Source organism: Streptomyces endophyticus (assembly GCF_035798155.1).
GTDB classification, from domain to species: domain Bacteria; phylum Actinomycetota; class Actinomycetes; order Streptomycetales; family Streptomycetaceae; genus Streptomyces; species Streptomyces endophyticus.
Map to the genome: position 1 here is coordinate 1 of NZ_JAOZYC010000211.1, position 18,640 is coordinate 18,640.

Consider the following 18,640-nt stretch of genomic DNA (forward strand, 5'->3'; position numbering starts at 1 on the left):
GGCCGACGCCCCCGGAGGGGGCGGGTGGGTGGGAGATGGGCGTGGTAGGCAGCAGGGCAAGGCCATCGCCATCGCCTGCGGGGCAGCGGGGCAGCGGGGCAGCCGGGCGGCGGGGCGGCGGGGCGGCGGGACAAGCCAAGCCCCGGCGGACGCTGGGCGAATCAAGCGCCGCGGGCGGCTGGGCACATCAAGCCTCGCGGTCGGGTGGGCACACCAAGCCCCGCCGGCGTTTGAGGCGCGGGGTCCGGGGCGGAGCCCCGTGGCGTGGGACCGGTCGAGTGAGCCGACGCGGAGCCCCGTGGCGTGGGACACGTCGAGCGGTCCGGGGCCGGAGGCCCGTGGCGTGGGACCCGTCCAGCGGCCCGGGCCGGAGCCCCTATCTCCGGGTGACGTACACCTCGTAGTCGCCAGAGGACGTGATCCCGCCGACGGTCACCCGCACACCCGCCGACTTGTCCCGAAACACCTCACCCGCCTGGAACGCCGCATCGGACAACTCCGCATGCACATTGGGCTGCCGCGTACACCCCCCACTGTCCGGCGTCGCGTCCTCGACCTTGACCGGCCCCTGCCCGGTGTCCACATCCGCGTCGACCTTGTACACAAGCACCCCGGACCGGCACACCGCCTCGTCGTTCCCCTCCTGCGTACGCACCTCGATCGCGTACCCCGACTTCCGGGTCAGCGGCACGAACACCAGCTTCGACCTGCCGTCGTTCCGGGCCAGCGGCGAGAGCCGGTACTCGGTCGTGCCCGGCTGCGCGGCGCAGCCGACCTGACTGTCGTCGAGCCACCCGAGCTTCCACTTGTGCCAGCCCAGCAGATCGTTCCCGGCCCCCCAGTCCTCGCTCATGATGTCCCAGTGCCCGGCGGCCCCACCGCCGTCCTGCGTGTAGAGGTCCGGCAGCCCGAACACGTGCCCGTTCTCGTGCGGCAGCACCCGGTACCCGGTCCTGGAGTACGACCCCGAGCCGTCGTCCTGACGGGAGTACACGAACGACGCGTTGGAGAGCGGCACCCCGTCGGCGACCGGCGCCTCGTGGTTGCCCGCGAACGTCACGGACAGCACCGTGTCGAGCGCGGAGGGCCCCGCGTTCGGGGTGACCAGGATGTTCACCAGGTCGTACCGGCGGAAGTCCACGTCGGGGTCGGCCGCGGCCGCGATGTCGTCGGCGAGCTTGCGGTAGCCGGGGTCGAAGGGGGCGCCGCGGTCTATCCCGTACGCGGTGAACGGCTTGGGCATCCGCAGCCAGTGGTCGACCGGGGCCTCGGGAACGTAGTCGAGCTTCCCGTACGAGCCGGCGGTGAACCAGTTCTGGGTCTGCGGGAAGAACTCGCCGAGCCGGTCCTTCGCGGGGCCCTGCCCCGGCGCGTCGGGGAAGTCGACCATGAGGTTGAGGGCCCGCACGGTGCCGGTGGACCGGGCGTAGCCGGCGGCCGTGGGCAGGCCCTCCGACATCTGGACGCCGAACGAGCCGCGGATCATGCAGGGGGCGAGGGAGGTCGTGCGCGAGACGGCGACGGGACCCGCCGCGGTCGTCGAGTCGTCGAGGAGCCTGCCGGTGCTCGCGGTCATCGTCACGGTGAGCGCCACGGCCGTGCTCACCGCGAGCAGCGCCCCACGCCGACCCCTGCGTATCCGACGCACTCGCATCCGCACCGCCTCGCGCTCGGGTCCCTTTCGATCACCCTGTGTCGAGGTGTGGCGGGTCGCTCGCTGGGTGCGCCGATCGTGGGTTTCCGAGGTCAAAGGCGTGTGAGGCAGGTCACATAAGGGTCGGGAAATAACCGGGGACGCTCTCCCCGTTTAGACCGGTGTCCGCACGAACCGGGGATCAGCTCCCCGCTTCACCCGAAGCCCGTGCACCCCGTACCCGTGAAGGAGACCGCCGTGACCACCGCGACCGAGAAGCCGCAGCGCCGCGTCCCGCGCCCGCGGGCCGACGCCGTGCGCAACCGGGAGCGGATCGTCGCCGCCGCCCGCGAGCTGCTCGTGGAGCACGGTCCGGTCCTGCCGCTCGACGAGGTCGCGCGCCGCGCCGGCGTCGGCAACGCCACGCTGTACCGGAACTTCAAGGACCGCGGTGAGCTGATGCACCACGTGGTCCTCACGGTCACCGACACCATCACCGAGCACGCGGAGCGGGGGCTCGCCGCCGAGGACGCCGGCGAGGTGACCGCGTTCGGTGCGCTGCGGACGTTCGTGCACGCCGCGGCCGAGGAGCGGATCGGCGCCCTGTGCCCGATGCTCAACGCCACCTTCGACAAGGACCATCCGGAGCTGGTCGCCGCCCGTGACCGGCTCACCGGCGCCATCGAGCAGCTCACCGAACGGGCCCGTACGGCGGGCGAGTTGCGCCCCGACATCGGCGTCGGAGACCTGATGGTCGCGCTCTCCCAGCTCACCCGGCCGCTGCCCGGCACCGGCTGTCTGGACTTCGACCGGTACGTCCACCGTCATCTTCAGCTGTTCCTCGACGGCCTGATGGCACCCGCCCGCTCGGAACTCCCGGGCGAGCCCGCGACCTTGGAGGACCTCCGCCAGGACTGACGTCCGGCCCCCTCCACCTCTTCACCTCTTCGTAGAACCACCTACGTCACACGACACCCAGCTTCGTACCAACCCGTTTTCTCACGCTTATTCACGACTTGGAGTCCCGCTGTGGGTACCCCCTTGCCGGAAACGGCACCCGATTCGAGGCGCTGGAAGGCACTCGCCTTCATCGCGCTCGCCCAGCTGATGGTGGTCCTCGACGCCACCATCGTGAACATCGCTCTGCCCGCCGCACAGCAGGACCTCGGCATATCCGACGGCAACAAGCAGTGGGTCATCACGGCCTACGCGCTCGCCTTCGGTGGCCTGCTGCTGTTCGGCGGGCGCATCGCGGACCTGTGGGGCCGCAAGCGCACCTTCGTCACCGGCCTGATCGGCTTCGCCCTCGCCTCGGCGCTCGGCGGCGCGGCCGGGGGCGAGGCCATGATGTTCGGCGCCCGCGCGCTGCAGGGCCTGTTCGGCGCGCTGCTCGCGCCCGCGGCCCTGTCCCTCCTGGCCGTCATGTTCACCGACGCCAAGGAGCGCGCCAAGGCGTTCGGCATCTACGGTGCGATCGCCGGTGGCGGTGGCGCCGTCGGCCTGATCCTCGGCGGCTTCCTCACCGAGTACCTGAACTGGCGCTGGACGTTCTTCGTGAACATCCCGTTCGCGATCATCGCCGCCCTCGGCGCGTACTTCGTCATCCGTGAGCCGGCCGGCTCGCGCAACCGCTCGCCGCTCGACATCCCCGGCGTGCTGCTGTCCACGCTCGGCCTGGTCTCGCTCGTCTACGGATTCACGCGCGCCGAGACCAACGGCTGGTCCGACGCGACCACCATCGGCATCTTCGTCGCCGCGGCCGTGCTGCTCGTCGCCTTCGTCGCCGTCGAGGCCCGTGTGAAGCACCCGCTGCTGCCGCTGCGCGTCGTCGCCGACCGCAACCGCGGCGGTGTCTACGCCTCGCTCGGTCTCGCCGTCATCGGCATGTTCGGCCTGTTCCTCTTCCTGACCTACTACCTGCAGATCGTGAAGGGCTTCTCGCCGGTCAAGACCGGGTTCGCGTTCCTGCCGATGATCGCGGGCATGATCGTGGGCTCCACGCAGATCGGCGCCCGCCTGATGACGCGGGTCCGCCCGCGCCTGCTGATGGGCCCCGGCTTCCTGCTGGCGGCGCTCGGCATGCTGATGCTGACGCAGCTGTCGGTCGACTCCTCGTACCCGGCGCTGATCCTCCCGGCCCAGCTGCTGCTCGGCCTCGGCATGGGTACGGCGTTCATGCCCGCCATGTCGCTCGCCACGATCGGCGTGGAGCCCCGGGACGCGGGCGTCGCCTCCGCGATGGTCAACACCTCGCAGCAGGTCGGCGGCGCCATCGGCACGGCCCTGCTGAACACGATCGCGGCCTCGGCCACCACCGCGTACCTGGCGGACCACGCGGCCGGCGCCACGAACCGGCAGCTGCTCCAGGCGCAGGCCATGGTGAGCGGCTACACCCACGCCATCTGGTGGGCCGTCGGCATCCTGGCCGTCGCGTCCCTGATCGCCTTCACGCTCGTCAACACCGCTGCCCCGGGCTCGGGTCCGGCCGCCGCCTCCGGCGACACGGAGGGCGCGGAGGACGAGGTGCTGGTGCCGGTGATCGCGCACTGACCACCCCTGTGTACGGGGCGGATCTCATCTGAGCCGGTTCACCTGAGCCAGGGGAGGTCCGCCCCGGCCTCCTTCGGCTGAAGTCCCTCGGCGACGATCATCATGATCTCGCCGAGGGACTTCTGCTGTTCGGGGGTGAGCCGCGCGAAGAGGGCCTGGCGGACGGTCTCGACATGCCCCGGCGCGGTCCTCTCCAGGACCTTCAGGCCGTCATCCGTGAGGATCGCGAACTGGCCGCGCTTGTCGGAGGGGCAGTCCTCGCGCCGCACCCAGCCGCTCTTCTCCAGGCGCGCGATCGCGTGCGAGAGGCGGGAGCGGGTGATCTTCGTTTCCCGCGCCAGCTCGGTCATCCGCAGCCGGCGCCGGGGCGACTCGCTCAGCTTCACCAGGAGTCCGAAGTAGATGTGCGGCATCTTCGCGTCGCGCTGAAGTTGCCGGTCGAGGTGGTCCTCCAGGAGCGTGGTGGCATGGAGGTACGCGCGCCAGGTGCGCTGCTCGTCCTCGCTGAGCCACGCGGTGGCCTCCGCGTCCTGCGTGTGCTGCGTGTCGCGCCCGTCGGTGGCCGTGTGCTGCTGCTCCATGGTTTCCATCGTAGTCCTCCTTCTTGAATATTAAACAAAGAAGGCTTACTTTTGTCGGTAACAAGAGCTTGAAACTTCAAGGAGGTCGTCGTGAACGTGAACCGGATGCCGGCGCTCTACCTCTCCCACGGTGCGCCGCCGCTCGCCGACGACGCCCTGTGGCCCGGCCAGCTCGCCGAGTGGTCGGCCGAGCTCCCACGCCCCAAGGCGATCCTGATGATCTCCGCGCACTGGGAGAACGCGCCGCTGGCCCTCGGCGCCACCGAGACCGCGCCGCTCGTCTACGACTTCTGGGGCTTCCCCGAGCACTACTACGAGGTGACGTACGCGGCGCCGGGCGCGCCCGAACTCGCCGAATCCGTACGCAAGTTGCTCCGCGGCCCCGGCATCCCGGTCCAGGATGTACCGGACCGCGGGCTCGACCACGGCGCGTACGTGCCGCTCGTCGAGATGTACCCGGACGCCGACATCCCCGTCCTTCAGGTCTCCATGCCGACGCTCGACCCGGCCCGGCTCATGGACATCGGCCGCCGCCTCGCGCCGCTGCGGGACGAGGGCGTGCTGATCGTCGGCTCCGGCTTCTTCACGCACAACCTCGCCGCGCTGCGACAGGGCGGGATCCCGGCGTGGTCGTCGGAGTTCGACGACTGGGGGCACCGGGCGCTGGAGACGGGCGACGTGGACGCGCTGCTCGACTTCACGCGGAAGTCCCCGGCCGGGGCGCTCGCGCATCCCCGCACCGAGCACTTCGCCCCGCTGTTCGTGACGATGGGCGCGGCGGAGGCCTTCGGCGATCTTGAGGGGGCGGGGCAGCGGAGCGTGATCGACGGGTTCTGGATGGGACTGGCGAAGCGGTCGGTGCAGTTCGGCTGAGCGCTGGGCTCACAGCTCCTTCTCGTACCAGGCCACATCCCAGTACGTGCCGAACTTCCGGCCCACCTCCCGGTACGTGCCCACATGGCGGAAGCCGAAGCGGGTGTGGAGGCGGTCGGAGGCCTCGTTGGGCTGGGCGATGCCCGCATAGGCGCGGTGGACGTCCTGGTCGGTCAGCGCCTCGAAGAGCGCCTTGTAGAGAAGCGTGCCGACGCCGCGGCCACCCGCGTCGGGCGTCAGGTAGACCGTGACCTCCACCGAGGTGTCGTACGCGGCCTTCGGGCGGAACCTGCTGGCCGTGGCGTAGCCGAGGATCCGGTTAGAGATGGCCTCAGTGGCAACCAGGAGTGGGTGTCGTTCGTCTTCAAGGTGGGAGAGCAGCCAAGGACGTCGCTCTTCGGGAGTGAAGACGGCCGTGTCGAAGGTGATCGGCGTCTCGCGTACGTAGTGGTTGTAGAGGTCCGTGAGGGCTTCGAGGTCGTCCTCGACTCCCGGCCTGACCTGCACCTCTGTGGACTCGGACACCATCCCGTCTCCCATCTTCGCGCGGTTGGCGCGACAGGGTACTGCATGATCAGAAAAAAGATGGGCGGCTTGGGAATTCTGTCCGGATTCCAGTCGTTGATTCCATCGGATGCAGGGCACCCGTAAGGCCCCTCATGGGGCGTACAGCCGACCTACCACCGCAAGGGAGCACGCATGGCAACCCGTGCCGTAGCCCGTCGTAAGTCCGCCGCGTCCGGCGAGACTGACGCGGCACGCAGTGTTCGCGCCGTAGGCGGGGAGATCGCCGACCGCGACCTGGTCGGCATGTACCTCGACGAGATCGCGCGCACACCACTGCTCGACGCCGCCAAGGAAGTCGAGCTGTCCCAGACCATCGAGGCGGGTGTCTACGCCCAGCAGATCCTCGACGGCACGGTCTCCGACAGCAAGGCTGCCGACCAGGCGTCCCGCGAGGAGCTGGAAGCTCTGGTCGCGGCGTCGGAGAACGCGAAGGACATCTTCATCAAGTCGAACCTGCGGCTCGTCGTGGCGGTCGCCCGCCGCTACCCGCGGTCCGGCCTGCCCCTGCTCGACCTGATCCAGGAGGGGAACGCGGGCCTGGTGCGCGCGGTCGAGAAGTTCGACTACCGCAAGGGCTTCAAGTTCTCCACGTACGCGACGTGGTGGATCCGCCAGGCCATCACGCGCTCGATAGCCGACCAGTCCCGCACTATCCGCCTCCCCGTCCACCTGGTCGAGGAGCTGGGCCGGATCCGCCGTGTGCAGCGCGAGTTCAACCGCGAGCACGGCCGCGACCCGGAGCCCTCGGAGATCGCCGCCGAGCTCGACGCCAAGCCGGAGCGCGTCGTCGACGTCCTGGACTGGGCCCGCGACCCGGTCTCGCTGAACATGGCGGTGGACGACGCGGGCGAGACCCAGTTCGGCGACCTGCTGGAGGACACCTCGGCCGAGTCGCCCGAGCAGTCCGTGCTCACGCTGCTGCGCAGCGAGGAGCTGGACGACCTCATCGGCCGGCTCGACCAGCGCACCGCGTCGATCATCAAGATGCGGTACGGGATCGAGGACGGGCGCGAGCGGACGCTCACGGAGGTCGGCAAGGAGCACGGTCTGACGCGTGAGCGGATTCGCCAGATCGAGAAGCATGCGCTTCTTGAGCTGAAGAAGTTGGCGCGCGACACGGGGTTTGATGCAGCCGCCTGATCGTTGCGCTGCGGCGGTGTTGCGGTCTCGGGGCTCTGCCCCGGGCCCCGCGCCTCAATCGCCGGCGGGGCTTGAATTCGTCAGTCGGGCTCCCAACTCGCGTACTGCTGTTGTCAGTTCTTCCGGGCCGCGCACCGTGAAGTCGTAGCCCGTCATCGCCAGGCGGACCGCGGTCCACTGGATCGGGTCCGTCGACGTCGTCCGTAGGCGGCAGCGGTCTTCCGTGAGTGGCTCCGGAACGCCGACCGCCGCCGGGATCCGCTCCGCGACGGCCTCCGCGGGGGCCTCGAACTCCACGTCCAGTTCGTAGGCGGCGCCCGCGCCCCACGAGGACACCGAGCGGCGTACGTACTCCGCCGCGTCCCCCTCCGGCACCTCCCGCGGAGCGAACCGCGCGCCGGTGGCGAACGGGTCCGAGACCCGGTCGACGCGGAACGTGCGCCAGGCGTCGCGGTCGATGTCGTAGGCGACGAGGTACCAGCGGCGGCCCGTCGACACCAGCCGGTGCGGCTCCACCAAGCGGCGCGACTCCGCGGTGTCGCGCGCCCGGTAACTGAAGCGCAGGCGTTCGCTGCCCGCTGCCGCCGAGGCGATCACGGTGAGCGTCTCGGGCGCGATCATGGCGCCGTCGCCCGAGGTCAGGGGGATCGTCGCGGCCTGGAGTGTGGCCACCCGGTGCCGCAGCCGGGAAGGCAGCACCTGTTCGAGTTTGGTGAGGGCCCGCACCGAGGCCTCCTCGACGCCCTCGACCGCATGGCCTGCCCCGGCCCGCAGGCCCACCGCGATCGCCACCGCCTCCTCGTCGTCGAGCACGAGCGGCGGCAACGCCTTGCCCGCGACGAGCCGGTAGCCGCCGTCCGCGCCGAGCGTGGCCTGCACGGGATAGCCGAGGTCGCGCAGCCGGTCGATGTCGCGGCGCACGGTGCGCCGGGAGACCCCGAGCCGGTCGGCGAGCTCGCCGCCGGGCCACTCGCGCGGGGTCTGGAGCAGGGACAGGAGGGAAAGGAGCCGGGCCGGGGTGTCCGTCGGGGACGGCGTCATGTTCTCCATGGTTCCAGAATGCCGCGTATCTAGGACACGATCTGTCCTAGATGGCTTCTAGCTTTTCGGTATGACCTCAACCGCAGACCCCACAAACAGGCGCTGGTTCGCTCTCGCCATCGTGATGACGGCGGCCTTCATGGACCTCGTCGACGTCACGATCGTCAATGTCGCCCTGCCGACCATTCAGCACGACGAGGGCGCCTCGACCGGGCAGATCCAGTGGATCACCGCCGGTTACGCGCTCGCCTTCGCCGCCCTGCTGATCACGGGCGGCCGGCTCGGCGACATCTTCGGCCGCAAGCGCCTCTTCCTGCTCGGGGTCGGCGGATTCACCCTCGCCTCCGCACTGTGCGGCTTCGCCGCGAACCCCGAGATGCTGGTCGCCTCGCGGATCCTCCAGGGCGGCATGGCGGCGATGATGGTGCCGCAGGTCCTCTCGATCGTGCACGCGACCTTCCCCGCGCACGAACGCGGAAAGGTCTTCGGCCTGTTCGGCGCGATCGTCGGCCTGGGGGCCGTGTCCGGGCCGCTCCTTGGCGCGCTGCTGACCGAGTGGAACATCGCGGGCCTCGAATGGCGCCCGATCTTCCTCATCAACCTCCCTGTCGGTATCGCCGCGTTGATCCTCGGCTCGCGGGTCATCAGCGAGTCCAAGGCGCCGAAGGCGCTGAAGCTGGACCTCGTCGGCGTCGTCCTCGTCACGCTCGCCATGCTGTCGCTCGTCTACCCGCTCACCCAGGGCCGCGAGAACGGCTGGCCGCTGTGGGGGTACGTGATGATGGCGGCGTCCGTGGTGATCGTCGGCATACTCGTCGCGTACGAGCGGGCGAAGACGCGGCGTGACGGATCGCCGCTGATCGAGCTGTCGCTGTTCAAGGTGAAGAGCTTCGCGGCCGGCATCGCCGTGCAGACCGTCTTCGGCCTCGTCATGGGCATCTTCTTCCTGACCTGGACCCTGTACATGCAACTCGGCCTCGGCTGGAGCGCGTTGCGGGCGGGCGTGACCGGGGTGCCGTTCTCGATCGCCGTCTCGGTCGCCGCGGGCATCTCCGTGCAGAAGCTGGTGCCGCGCTTCGGGCGCAAGGTGCTCCAGGCGGGCGCGCTCACGATGGCGGCCGGCGTCCTGATCTACGTCGTCGAGGCCGGGCACTACGGACTCGGCATCGCCTCCTGGCAGATGGCGCTGCCGCTGGTCGTGATGGGGCTCGGCATGGGCCTGATCGTCGCTCCGCTGACCGACGCGGTGCTCTCCGAGGTGCCGCGCGAGCACGCGGGTTCGGCGTCCGGGCTCATCAACACGGTGATGCAGATGGGCAACGCGCTCGGCCTCAGCCTGGTCTCCGTCGTCTTCTTCAACGTGGTGGAGGACCGGTTCGCGCAGGGCGTCGGCAACGCGGCGTTCGTGGACGGGTTCCGGAGCGCGCTGATGTGGGCGGCGGGGATCCTCGTCGGGATCTTCGTGCTGATGTTCGCGCTGCCGAAGGCCTCCGGCGGTTCCGGTGAGGTTGTTTCGGGGGACGTGGAGGACGGTGCGGCGGAGCCGGAGCGGGAGCGCGAGTTGGTGTGACGCCTCGGGGCTCCGCCCCGGGCCCCGCTCCTCAAACGCCGGAGGGGCTGGAGATGTAGGGGCTTACCTGGTCCAGGGCCTCCAGAACTTGCGCGGGGTTGCCGCCGGGGGCCACCGCCTTGCCGATCCGCTCGCGTACCGCGGAGCGCACCTTGGGCCAAGAGCGCAGGCCCACCGGGTGGAACTCCGCGTCCGGCATCTGGTCGACGAACTTCCACAGCTTGCGCTGCGAACGGTCGGCCCGCAGCGCGTCGGAGGCCGTCACGGTCACCGGCAGCGTGGCCTGCGCACCGCCGTACGTCTTCGCGGAGCCGGTGCCGAACAGGAACGTCAGGAACTTCCCGGCCTCCGCCACATGGCCGCCGCTCCTGAACGCCATCATCCAGTCGTTGAGCCCCACCGGTGGCGCCGCCTCGTTCCCCTCCTTGAGCGGGAACGGGGCGTGCGCGTACGGCAGTCGCGCCTTGTCGGCGGCGCCGAGCAGCACCGGGTGGGCGATGAGCATGCCGGCCTTCCCCCCGAGGAACTGGGCGTACGCCTGCGTCCTGGTGAGCTTCCCCGGGGCGGCGCCCGCGAGGCCGGGCTCGACCAGTTCGTCGCGCAGCCAGGTCAGCGTCGCCTTGTTCTGGGCGGAGCCGAAGTCGTACCCGCCGAGATCGGCGTAACCGCCGCCGCCCGAGAGCAGCCACGCGAGGAGTTCGTCCTCCGCTGCCTCGGGGCCGAACTGCAGGGCGTACGGGGTGGGCACCCCGATGGTCTTCAACGCCTGTGCGGCGGCCCGGAGTTCGGCCCAGGAACGGGGCGGGCCCGTGAGGCCGGCCCGCTCGAAGAGGCCCGTGTTGTAGAAGAGGCGCGGGGTGCTGGCGAGGATCGGGATGCCGTACTGCACGGAGTCGACCCGGCCCGCGTCGGCGAAGGAGCGGACGAAGTTCGCCTGCGTGGGCACGTCGAAGAGCCGCTCCGCCGGGTACAGCAGGCGGTCCTCCGCGTACGGGGCGAAGAGATGGCCCTGCGCGATGTCGGGGGCGCGGCCGTCCTTGACGCGGCGGGCGAGGACCGCGTCCATCTTCAGGAACGGCACGCGCTCCACCTCGACGTGGATGTCCGGGTGCTTCTTCTCGAAGGCCCGCACGACGTCGTCCCACTGGTCGCCGATGGAGGCGCCGACGCTCTTGTCGTAGCTCGATACGAGGAGGTCGAGCGTGACCGTGTCGCCGGCGGCGCCGTCGGCGCCGTCGCTCCCGTCGCCCGAACCGCAGCCGGTCAGGGCCAGGGCGCCCGCCCCCGCTCCGGCCAGGCCCGTCGTCCTCAGAAAGTGCCGCCGCCGCACTGCTCTCGCCTCGCTCCACTTGGCATGATCATTACTTGGCAGTGGCATATTGTGCCATAGAGGCATACCATGTCCGTATGGCAGGTACTGCGGTGACGATCCCGACGCTGACGGAGCGACGCAAGGCCGCCACGCGCCTGGACATCGCCCGCGCCGCGGCCGAGCTCTTCACGCGGGACGGCCTGCGGGCCACGCGCGCCGAGGACATCGCGCGGGCCGCGGGTGTCGCGCCGCGCACCTTCTACCGCTACTTCGCGACCAAGGAAGACTCGGTCGCGCCGCTCCTCGACGCCGGGGCCCACCAGTGGGCGGAGGCGGTCCGCGAGGCACCCGCCGACCTGCCGGTCCCCGCCGCGCTGCGGCACGCCGTCGAACGCGCGCTCACCGGCGACGACCCGGCGAACGCGGCGTCCCTCGGCTGGGTCCGCGCCCTGCTCCGCCTCACCGGGGAGAGCCCGGCGCTGCGAGCCGTCTGGAGCGACACGTGCCGCGTCTCGGAGTCGACCCTCCTCACGATCCTCGCGGAACGCACGGGCGCGACGGGCGCCCCGGACCTGCACCTGCGCCTGCTCGCCGGGCTGGCGACCACGGCGGTCCGGGTCGCGGTGGAGACCTGGGCCCACTCGGACGCCCCACCGACGGGCCCCTCGGGCCCGGCAGCACTGGCACTGCAATGCCTGAACACATTGAGCCCCTGCGGCGATTGAGCAGCGGGGTCCGGGGCGGAGCCCCGAGTCGTCAACCCACGGGGACGTAATCCAAAGGGAGCCGAAATGAACAACCTCACCGGCAAGACGGTCCTGATCACCGGCGGAGCCCGCGGCATAGGCGCCGAGGTCGCCCGCCTCGCCATCACCGCGGGCGCCAACGTCGTCATCGGCGACGTACTCGACGACGAGGGCAAGGCCCTCGCCACCGAGCTCGGCGACCGGGCCCGCCACACCCACCTCGACGTGACGTCGGAGGCCGAGTGGCAGGCCGCGCTCGCCTACGCCACCACCGAGTTCGGCGGCATCGACGGACTGGTCAACAACGCCGGGATCTCCACCGGCATGCCCTTCGAGACGGAGAGCGTGGAGCGCTTCCGCCAGGTCCTCGACGTCAACCTCGTCGGCGTCTTCGCGGGCATGAAGACCGTCGTCCCCGCGATGAAGGAGGCGGGCGGCGGCTCGATCGTCAACATCTCCTCCGCGGCCGGCCTGATGGGCCTCGCGCTCACCTCCTCGTACGGCGCCTCGAAGTGGGGCGTGCGCGGCCTCACCAAGATCGCGGCGGTCGAGCAGGGCACCGCGCGGATCCGCGTGAACTCCGTGCACCCCGGCATGACGTACACCCCGATGACCGCGCAGGTCGGCATCCAGCAGGGCGAGGGGAACTACCCGAACACCCCGATGGGCCGCGTCGGCGAGGCCGACGAGATCGCGAAGGCGGTGGTGTTCCTGCTGTCCGACGACTCCTCGTACATGACGGGCGCGGAGCTGGCCGTGGACGGCGGCTGGACCACGGGTCCGACGGTGAAGTACGTGATGGGGCAGTAGTCCGACGCTCCGCAGCGGCGACCCAGGGCCCGGTCCTCCTTGTCGGAGGGCCGGGCCCTGTGGCGTGTACGCATCCGTGTACGCATCGAGGCGGATGCCCGTTTGTGTCTGCCGGATGCCCGAACCTGTTTACTTTCCGGAAATCCGGTCGTAGCCTCACGGGAGAGCAACAGATTCGGGCACACCCGCAGAAGAGGCACAGGTAAACGGACATGTACGCACCCGAGCGCCAGCAGGAGATCCTCCGCCTCGCCCGCGACGGCGGACGGGTCGACGTGCTGTCGCTGGCCGAGGAGTTCCAGGTCACCGCCGAGACCATCCGGCGCGACCTGAAGGCCCTCGACCGCGCGGGCCTCGTCCGGCGCGTGCACGGCGGCGCCATCCCCGCCGGGCGCCTCGACTTCGAGCCCGACCTCGCCGAGCGCGAGGGCACCGCGGCCGACGAGAAGGACCGCATCGCCCACGCCGCGCTCGCCGAACTGCCCGCCGAGGGCAGCGTGATCCTCGACGCCGGGTCGACGGTGTCCCGGCTCGCGACCGCGCTGCCGCTGGAGTCCGAACTGACCGTCGTCACCCACTCGTTGCCCACCGCGGCCCGGCTCGCCGACCACCCCGGCATCCAGCTCCACCTCGTCGGCGGCCGCATCCGCCACCGCACCCGCGCCGCCGTCGACGCCTGGTCGCTGCGCGCGTACGGAGAGATCCGCGCGGACGTCCTCTTCCTCGCGGCCAACGGCTTCTCCGCCGAGGCCGGACTCACCACGCCCGACCTCGCCGAGGCATCCGTGAAGCGCGCCACCGTCGCCGCGGCCCGCCGCGTCGTGCTGCTCGCCGACTCCGGCAAGTGGGGCCAGGAGCACTTCGCCCGGTTCGGCGACCTCGCCGATGTGGACCTCCTGATCACGGACACCGGCCTCGCCCCCGAGGACGCGGCGGCGATCGAGGCGGGAGGCACGGAGGTGGTCCGCGTATGACCCCACGTACCGGCACGAGCCCCACGAGCACCACCACCAGCACCACTGGTACGCAAGCAGTGCAAGCAGTGCAAGCAGTGCAAGCAACGGAAGCGGCGATCCCGGCATGATCCTCACCGTCACCCCCAACCCCTCCCTCGATCGCACCTACGAGGTCCCCGGCCTCGACCGCGGCGAGGTCGTCCGCGCGAGCGGTGAGCGTATGGACCCGGGCGGCAAGGGTGTCAACGTGTCGCGGGCCGTGGCCGCCGCCGGAGCCCCCACGCTGGCCGTCCTTCCGCTGGGCGGCGCCCCCGGCGCCCTGGTCGCCGAGCTCCTCGACGGGCAGGGCATCAAGGTCGCCCCGGTCCCGGTCGAGGGCCACACCCGCTCGAACATCGCGCTCGCGGAAGCGGACGGCACCCTCACGAAGATCAACGCACCGGGCCCCGAACTGTCCTCTGCGGAAGCCCAGTTGTTGCTGAGTGTCGTAGGGGAGCAGTCGGCGGGCGCCGACTGGATCGCCTGCTGCGGCAGCCTGCCGCGCGGCCTGGAGCCCTCCTGGTACGCCGAGTTGGTGGCCCGCGCGCACGCCGCGGGCGCCCGCATCGCACTCGACACCTCGGGCCCCGCACTCCTCGCGGCCCTCCGCGAACGCCCCGACGTCGTCAAGCCCAACGCCGAGGAGCTCGCCGAGGCCGTCGGCCGCCCGCTCGCCACGGTCGGCGACGCGGTCAAGGCGGCGGAAGAACTGCGGGAGTTGGGCGCCGTCGCCGTGCTCGCCTCGCTCGGCGCGGACGGCCAGATCCTGGTCGACGCGAGCGGCGCATGGTTCGCCTCGGCCCCCGTCGACGCGGTCCGCAGCAACGTCGGGGCCGGCGACTCGTCCCTCGCCGGCTTCCTGATCGCGGGCGGCGAGGGCCCGAAGGCGCTCGCCTCGGCGGTCGCCCATGGCGCGGCGGCGGTCCAGCTGCCGGGCAGCGCCATGCCGACGCCGCGGGACCTCCGCCCGGACGCGGTGCGGCTGACGTCCGAGGTCCCGGTGGACCGCGCCTTGAAGGAGCCCGTGCGATGACGCCGGCCGCACAAGCCCTGCCCACAGCGGGCCGAGAAGTCACCCCACCCACCCCACCCACTCCATCCATGCGTAGGCAAAGGAGCCCGCGATGACAGAGATGATCACCGCGGACCTGGTCGATCTCGACCTGTCCGCCGGAACGAAGGAAGCGGCGGCCAGGTCGCTCGCCGAACGCATGGTGGCCCTCGGCAGGGTCACCGACCTCGACGGCTTCCTCGCCGACGTCGCGGCCCGCGAGGCCCAGATGCCGACCGGCCTCGACGGCGGCATCGGCATCCCGCACTGCCGCAGCGAGCACGTCACCGAGCCGACGCTCGCCTTCGGCCGCAGCGCCGAGGGCATCGACTTCGGCGCCCCGGACGGCCCCGCCGACCTGATCTTCCTGATCGCGGCCCCGGCGGGTGCGGACGACGCCCACCTCGCGATCCTGTCCTCCCTGGCCCGCCAGCTGATGGACGAGGACTTCAAGGCGGCCCTGCGCGCGGCGACCGACGCCGGGGCAGCGGCGGCGCTGATACGCGGCGACGAGCCGGCCCCGGAACCCGTAGCGGCAGAAGCGGCTACGGCCCCGGCCCCGGCCCCGGCCCCGGAACCCGTAGAGCCGGAGCAGCCCGCGGCGGCGGAAACGTTCAAGATCGTCGCGGTCACCTCCTGCCCCACCGGCATCGCCCACACCTACATGGCGGCCGAGTCCCTGGAGAACACGGGCCGCGACACCGACGGCGTCGAACTCGTCGTCGAGACACAGGGTTCCTCCGGCTTCACCCGCCTCGACCCGGCCGTCATCGCGGCCGCCGACGGCGTGATCTTCGCCCACGACGTCCCTGTACGCGAGAAGGAACGATTCGCGGGCAAGCCCACCGTCGATGTCGGCGTAAAGGCCGGAATCAACCGCCCCGCCGCACTCATCACCGAGGTACGGGAAAAGGCCGCCCGCGGCGAGACCACGGGCCACGCCGATCCGTCATCCACACCTGTGGACAACTCCGGTGAATCCACGGACGGTTACGGCACAAAGCTCCGCAAGTGGCTGATGTCGGGCGTCAGTTACATGGTGCCGTTCGTGGCGGCGGGGGGTCTGCTGATCGCGATCTCCTTCGCGCTCGGCGGCTACAAGATCGCCAACACCGATGTCCAGTCGGTCGTCGACGCCTTCAACTGGGGCTCGATGCACAGCTGGGCGGCCCTGATGTTCTGGACCGGCCAGGCGGCCTTCGCCTTCCTGGTCCCAGTCCTCGCCGGATACATCGCGTATGGCATGGCCGATCGGCCCGGTCTGGTGCCCGGTTTCGTCGCTGGCTCGATCGCGGTCACGATCGACGCCGGATTCCTCGGCGGACTGGTCGGCGGTCTGATCGCCGGTGCACTGGTCATGGCGATCCAGCGGGTCAATGTGCCTGATGTGCTGCGCGGCATCATGCCGGTCGTGGTGATTCCGCTGGTCTCGTCGGCGATCGTCGGCTTCCTGATGTTCGCTGTCGTGGGCCAGCCGATCGCCTGGGTGCAGACGCGTCTGACCGATTGGCTGGGTTCGCTGTCGGGCTCGAACGCGATCATTCTGGGCGTCGTGCTCGGCGTGATGATGGCCAGCGACCTGGGCGGCCCGCTCAACAAGGTCGCGTACGCCTTCGCGGTGGGCGGCCTTGCCAACCCCAATGACGGTTCGCTCAAGGTGATGGCAGCCGTGATGGCGGCCGGCATGGTTCCGCCGCTGGCCATGGCGCTGGCGACGACCGTCCGGGCAAAGCTGTTCACCAAGGCCGAGCGGGAGAACGGCAAGGCTGCCTGGGTGCTCGGCGCCTCCTTCATCACCGAGGGAGCCATCCCGTTCGCCGCGGCCGACCCGTTCCGCGTGATCGTTCCGTCGATCGTCGGTGGCGGAGTGACCGGCGCCCTGTCGATGACCTTCGACGCCACGCTGCGCGCCCCGCACGGCGGCATCTTCGTGGTCCCGCTGATCGGCAACGCCTGGCTGTACCTGGTGGCGATCGCAGTGGGTACGTGTGTGACGGCGGCGCTGACCGTTCTCCTCAAGTCCCTGCGAAAGTCCGCCGGTCAGCGGCTCGACCGCGCGTCCCGGGAAGCCACGGCGGCTACTCACGAGGCTGTGGCGGAGTCGGACGCCCGACAGACTCAGCCGGCCGGGGCCTGACGGAACAGCGCGAACCACACGATCGAAGGGGGGCGGCCTCTCACCGGGACCGCCCCCTTCGGCCGATCGCCTGAGCCGCCTCCGACGGGTGCTCCGCCCATACGATGTCGACCGTGTCCGGGTCGAACCAGCGGCCGCGCGGTGCCGGTCGTAGCCGCACCTCGGCCACGTGTGTGGCCAACTGTGCCCGCCTCTCCGGCAGTTTGAGCAAGGGCCAGTGCTCCACGGCGTGCTGGGCCGATCGCAGCAGCTCCGTGCGGCGTCGGACCAGAGCGTTGTGGCGGTACGCCGACTGGGCGTCCGCCGTGAGCGGCGCCGGGACGACGGCGGTGGCGGCCACCTGCCTCAATCGCGTCAGCAACTCGGCCGCCACGTAACTTTCCAGAGAGACGGCCGTACGGGTCAGCCGACCGCATCCGCCGTTGATCGCGGGGCAGCGGTAGAACGGTCGCCGTGTACCGGCGGACGCGCCAGCGCGTACCGTGCGCGACGAGACGACCATCGACGCCTCGCATTCCGTGCAGCGAACCCGGCCCGACAACAGGCGGGTGTACAGCCCCGGCGGTGGACCGCTGTGGCCGCGCTCGTGGGCCGCGTCAAGCTGTTCCTTGAGACTGCGCACTGCTGCCCAATAGGTCGTGGGCGCCGCGACGTGCTGCCAATCGCCCATGACAGGGCGGCCGTTGTCGCCGTGCAGCACGAGGTCGGGGGTCCACAGCTGGGAGGCGTTGCGCCGTACCTCGGCCGAGGCGTAGATGCGGTACCCGACGTTGCGCGGATTGATCAGACGGAGCAGCACGGTCTTGCGGGAGACCGGCTTGCCGGTGCGCCCTGTCACGCCGTGGTCGAGCCAGTCCGCGCGGATCTCGCGCACGCAGGCGCCTCCGGCGGCCGCTTCGATGCCGCGACGAAGCAACGACGCGGCCGGGTCTTGCAGGTGGCCGTCCCGGTCCCATCCCCAAGCGGTCGCGCCGATGTGCGGCTGCCCTGCCAGCGCCCGGTGCAGATTGGCGGCCTGTTGACGCCGAGCCGTTGCGGCCGCCTCCTTGCCCCCGTCGAGCGTCTGCTCCAGAAACAAGGCGCGTCCGCGGCTCTGTGACAGATCGACCCCACCTTCCACCGACCTGCCCACCAAGTGCGGTTGCTCTTCGTACAGAGCGCATACGCGTGCGGCGTCGGACGCGCGCCGGGCGACCCGGTCGGCGTGAGCGAACACGAAACCACCGAGTACCCCGGCGGCGAGGTCGGACACGAGCTCCTCGAAGCCGGGGCGGTACACGCCAGGCAACGATGCCGAGAGGGCGTTGTCCGCGTACACCCGGACCACCACGGCCCCGAGGGCGGCCGCGAGCCGTCTGCACGCGGCTTCTTGTCGGGCCACCGCTTCACCTGGGCGAACGCCATCGGGCCCCGGTTCTTCGTCCGACTGTCGGACGTAGACGCCCAGCGAAACTGTCTTCATCGCACCTCCACCGTGACGCTCCGTGCACAGAACGCTATGAGTGCAGGTGTCGGCCGGTACGAGAAGACGAAGGAATCACCCAGGAGAGCTATTACCCGCAAAGTGTTCGATGTGGTGCGCCCACAGGGCTCCGACAGGGGCGTCCTTGGGTGGGCTGTCCGGGGTTGCGAGA

16 protein-coding genes are annotated in these 18,640 nt (G+C 70.7%); 10 read left to right on the forward strand and 6 right to left on the reverse strand.

All coding sequences use genetic code 11. The annotated features are described in order from the left end of the window. Positions 1-376 precede the first annotated feature (376 nt). Complete coding sequence (locus OKJ99_RS42925) at positions 377-1,654, reverse strand: M6 family metalloprotease domain-containing protein (protein WP_326024107.1); 1,278 nt, start codon at positions 1,652-1,654, stop codon at positions 377-379. Positions 1,655-1,891: 237 nt separating this feature from the next. On the opposite strand from OKJ99_RS42925, the gene OKJ99_RS42930 reads away from it, so the two are divergent. Then, positions 1,892-2,551 carry a TetR/AcrR family transcriptional regulator gene (locus tag OKJ99_RS42930; RefSeq protein ID WP_326024108.1) on the forward strand — a complete coding sequence of 220 codons (660 nt, stop codon included), beginning with the start codon at positions 1,892-1,894 and terminating at the stop codon, positions 2,549-2,551. A gap of 123 nt (positions 2,552-2,674) precedes the next feature. Next, positions 2,675-4,183, forward strand: coding sequence for an MFS transporter (locus OKJ99_RS42935; RefSeq protein WP_326024109.1), 1,509 nt, complete (start codon positions 2,675-2,677; stop codon positions 4,181-4,183). Between the two features lie 38 nt (positions 4,184-4,221). On the opposite strand, the gene OKJ99_RS42940 is transcribed toward OKJ99_RS42935, so the two are convergent. Beyond that, complete coding sequence (locus tag OKJ99_RS42940; protein WP_326024129.1) at positions 4,222-4,764, reverse strand: MarR family winged helix-turn-helix transcriptional regulator; 543 nt, start codon at positions 4,762-4,764, stop codon at positions 4,222-4,224. Positions 4,765-4,869: 105 nt separating this feature from the next. Here OKJ99_RS42940 and OKJ99_RS42945 point away from each other — a divergent pair, with 105 nt between their 5' ends. Then, complete coding sequence (locus OKJ99_RS42945; protein ID WP_326024130.1) at positions 4,870-5,637, forward strand: dioxygenase family protein; 768 nt, start codon at positions 4,870-4,872, stop codon at positions 5,635-5,637. A gap of 9 nt (positions 5,638-5,646) precedes the next feature. On the opposite strand, the gene OKJ99_RS42950 is transcribed toward OKJ99_RS42945, so the two are convergent. Continuing rightward, positions 5,647-6,165 (reverse strand): GNAT family N-acetyltransferase, encoded by a 519-nt coding sequence (locus OKJ99_RS42950; protein WP_326024110.1) that lies wholly within the window; start codon positions 6,163-6,165, stop codon positions 5,647-5,649. Positions 6,166-6,336: 171 nt separating this feature from the next. On the opposite strand from OKJ99_RS42950, the gene OKJ99_RS42955 reads away from it, so the two are divergent. Then, the gene (locus tag OKJ99_RS42955) at positions 6,337-7,344 is read left to right on the forward strand and encodes a sigma-70 family RNA polymerase sigma factor (protein ID WP_326024111.1); all 1,008 of its coding nucleotides are present in this window, start codon (positions 6,337-6,339) and stop codon (positions 7,342-7,344) included. Positions 7,345-7,398: 54 nt separating this feature from the next. On the opposite strand, the gene OKJ99_RS42960 is transcribed toward OKJ99_RS42955, so the two are convergent. Continuing rightward, entirely contained in the window at positions 7,399-8,385 is a 987-nt protein-coding gene (locus OKJ99_RS42960; protein WP_456115208.1) for a helix-turn-helix transcriptional regulator, read from the reverse strand. A gap of 70 nt (positions 8,386-8,455) precedes the next feature. Here OKJ99_RS42960 and OKJ99_RS42965 point away from each other — a divergent pair, with 70 nt between their 5' ends. Continuing rightward, the gene (locus OKJ99_RS42965) at positions 8,456-9,955 is read left to right on the forward strand and encodes an MFS transporter (RefSeq protein ID WP_326024113.1); all 1,500 of its coding nucleotides are present in this window, start codon (positions 8,456-8,458) and stop codon (positions 9,953-9,955) included. Between the two features lie 31 nt (positions 9,956-9,986). On the opposite strand, the gene OKJ99_RS42970 is transcribed toward OKJ99_RS42965, so the two are convergent. Continuing rightward, the gene (locus OKJ99_RS42970) at positions 9,987-11,285 is read right to left on the reverse strand and encodes an extracellular solute-binding protein (protein ID WP_326024114.1); all 1,299 of its coding nucleotides are present in this window, start codon (positions 11,283-11,285) and stop codon (positions 9,987-9,989) included. A 77-nt stretch (positions 11,286-11,362) separates the two neighbouring features. Between OKJ99_RS42970 and OKJ99_RS42975 the strand changes: the two genes are divergently transcribed. The 5 genes from OKJ99_RS42975 (at position 11,363) to OKJ99_RS42995 (ending at position 17,006) form a co-directional block, all read left to right on the forward strand. After that, complete coding sequence (locus tag OKJ99_RS42975) at positions 11,363-11,992, forward strand: TetR family transcriptional regulator (protein WP_326024115.1); 630 nt, start codon at positions 11,363-11,365, stop codon at positions 11,990-11,992. 66 nt (positions 11,993-12,058) lie between these two features. Next, positions 12,059-12,823 (forward strand): glucose 1-dehydrogenase, encoded by a 765-nt coding sequence (locus OKJ99_RS42980; protein ID WP_326024116.1) that lies wholly within the window; start codon positions 12,059-12,061, stop codon positions 12,821-12,823. 212 nt (positions 12,824-13,035) lie between these two features. Further along, positions 13,036-13,797, forward strand: coding sequence for a DeoR/GlpR family DNA-binding transcription regulator (locus OKJ99_RS42985; protein ID WP_326024117.1), 762 nt, complete (start codon positions 13,036-13,038; stop codon positions 13,795-13,797). Between the two features lie 106 nt (positions 13,798-13,903). Beyond that, positions 13,904-14,851: a 1-phosphofructokinase gene (pfkB, locus tag OKJ99_RS42990; protein ID WP_326024118.1), complete on the forward strand. Its 948-nt coding sequence runs from the start codon at positions 13,904-13,906 to the stop codon at positions 14,849-14,851. Between the two features lie 91 nt (positions 14,852-14,942). Then, positions 14,943-17,006, forward strand: coding sequence for a PTS fructose transporter subunit IIABC (locus OKJ99_RS42995; protein WP_326024119.1), 2,064 nt, complete (start codon positions 14,943-14,945; stop codon positions 17,004-17,006). A 40-nt stretch (positions 17,007-17,046) separates the two neighbouring features. On the opposite strand, the gene OKJ99_RS43000 is transcribed toward OKJ99_RS42995, so the two are convergent. After that, on the reverse strand, positions 17,047-18,468 hold the full coding sequence (locus tag OKJ99_RS43000) for a recombinase family protein (RefSeq protein ID WP_326024120.1): 1,422 nt from the start codon (positions 18,466-18,468) through the stop codon (positions 17,047-17,049). Between the last annotated feature and the right edge of the window lie 172 nt (positions 18,469-18,640).

Bases quoted from the DNA above. Each gene is read 5' to 3' on its own strand.
- OKJ99_RS42960 (WP_456115208.1), bottom strand. From the start codon at position 8,385: ATGACGCCGTCCCCGACGGACACCCCGGCCCGGCTCCTTTCCCTCCTG.
- OKJ99_RS42955 (WP_326024111.1), top strand. From the start codon at position 6,337: ATGGCAACCCGTGCCGTAGCCCGTCGTAAGTCCGCCGCGTCCGGCGAG.
- OKJ99_RS42995 (WP_326024119.1), top strand. From the start codon at position 14,943: ATGACAGAGATGATCACCGCGGACCTGGTCGATCTCGACCTGTCCGCC.
- OKJ99_RS42975 (WP_326024115.1), top strand. From the start codon at position 11,363: ATGGCAGGTACTGCGGTGACGATCCCGACGCTGACGGAGCGACGCAAG.
- OKJ99_RS42985 (WP_326024117.1), top strand. From the start codon at position 13,036: ATGTACGCACCCGAGCGCCAGCAGGAGATCCTCCGCCTCGCCCGCGAC.
- OKJ99_RS42945 (WP_326024130.1), top strand. From the start codon at position 4,870: ATGCCGGCGCTCTACCTCTCCCACGGTGCGCCGCCGCTCGCCGACGAC.
- OKJ99_RS43000 (WP_326024120.1), bottom strand. From the start codon at position 18,468: ATGAAGACAGTTTCGCTGGGCGTCTACGTCCGACAGTCGGACGAAGAA.
- OKJ99_RS42980 (WP_326024116.1), top strand. From the start codon at position 12,059: ATGAACAACCTCACCGGCAAGACGGTCCTGATCACCGGCGGAGCCCGC.
- pfkB (WP_326024118.1), top strand. From the start codon at position 13,904: ATGATCCTCACCGTCACCCCCAACCCCTCCCTCGATCGCACCTACGAG.
- OKJ99_RS42925 (WP_326024107.1), bottom strand. From the start codon at position 1,654: ATGCGAGTGCGTCGGATACGCAGGGGTCGGCGTGGGGCGCTGCTCGCG.
- OKJ99_RS42950 (WP_326024110.1), bottom strand. From the start codon at position 6,165: ATGGTGTCCGAGTCCACAGAGGTGCAGGTCAGGCCGGGAGTCGAGGAC.
- OKJ99_RS42940 (WP_326024129.1), bottom strand. From the start codon at position 4,764: ATGGAGCAGCAGCACACGGCCACCGACGGGCGCGACACGCAGCACACG.
- OKJ99_RS42965 (WP_326024113.1), top strand. From the start codon at position 8,456: ATGACCTCAACCGCAGACCCCACAAACAGGCGCTGGTTCGCTCTCGCC.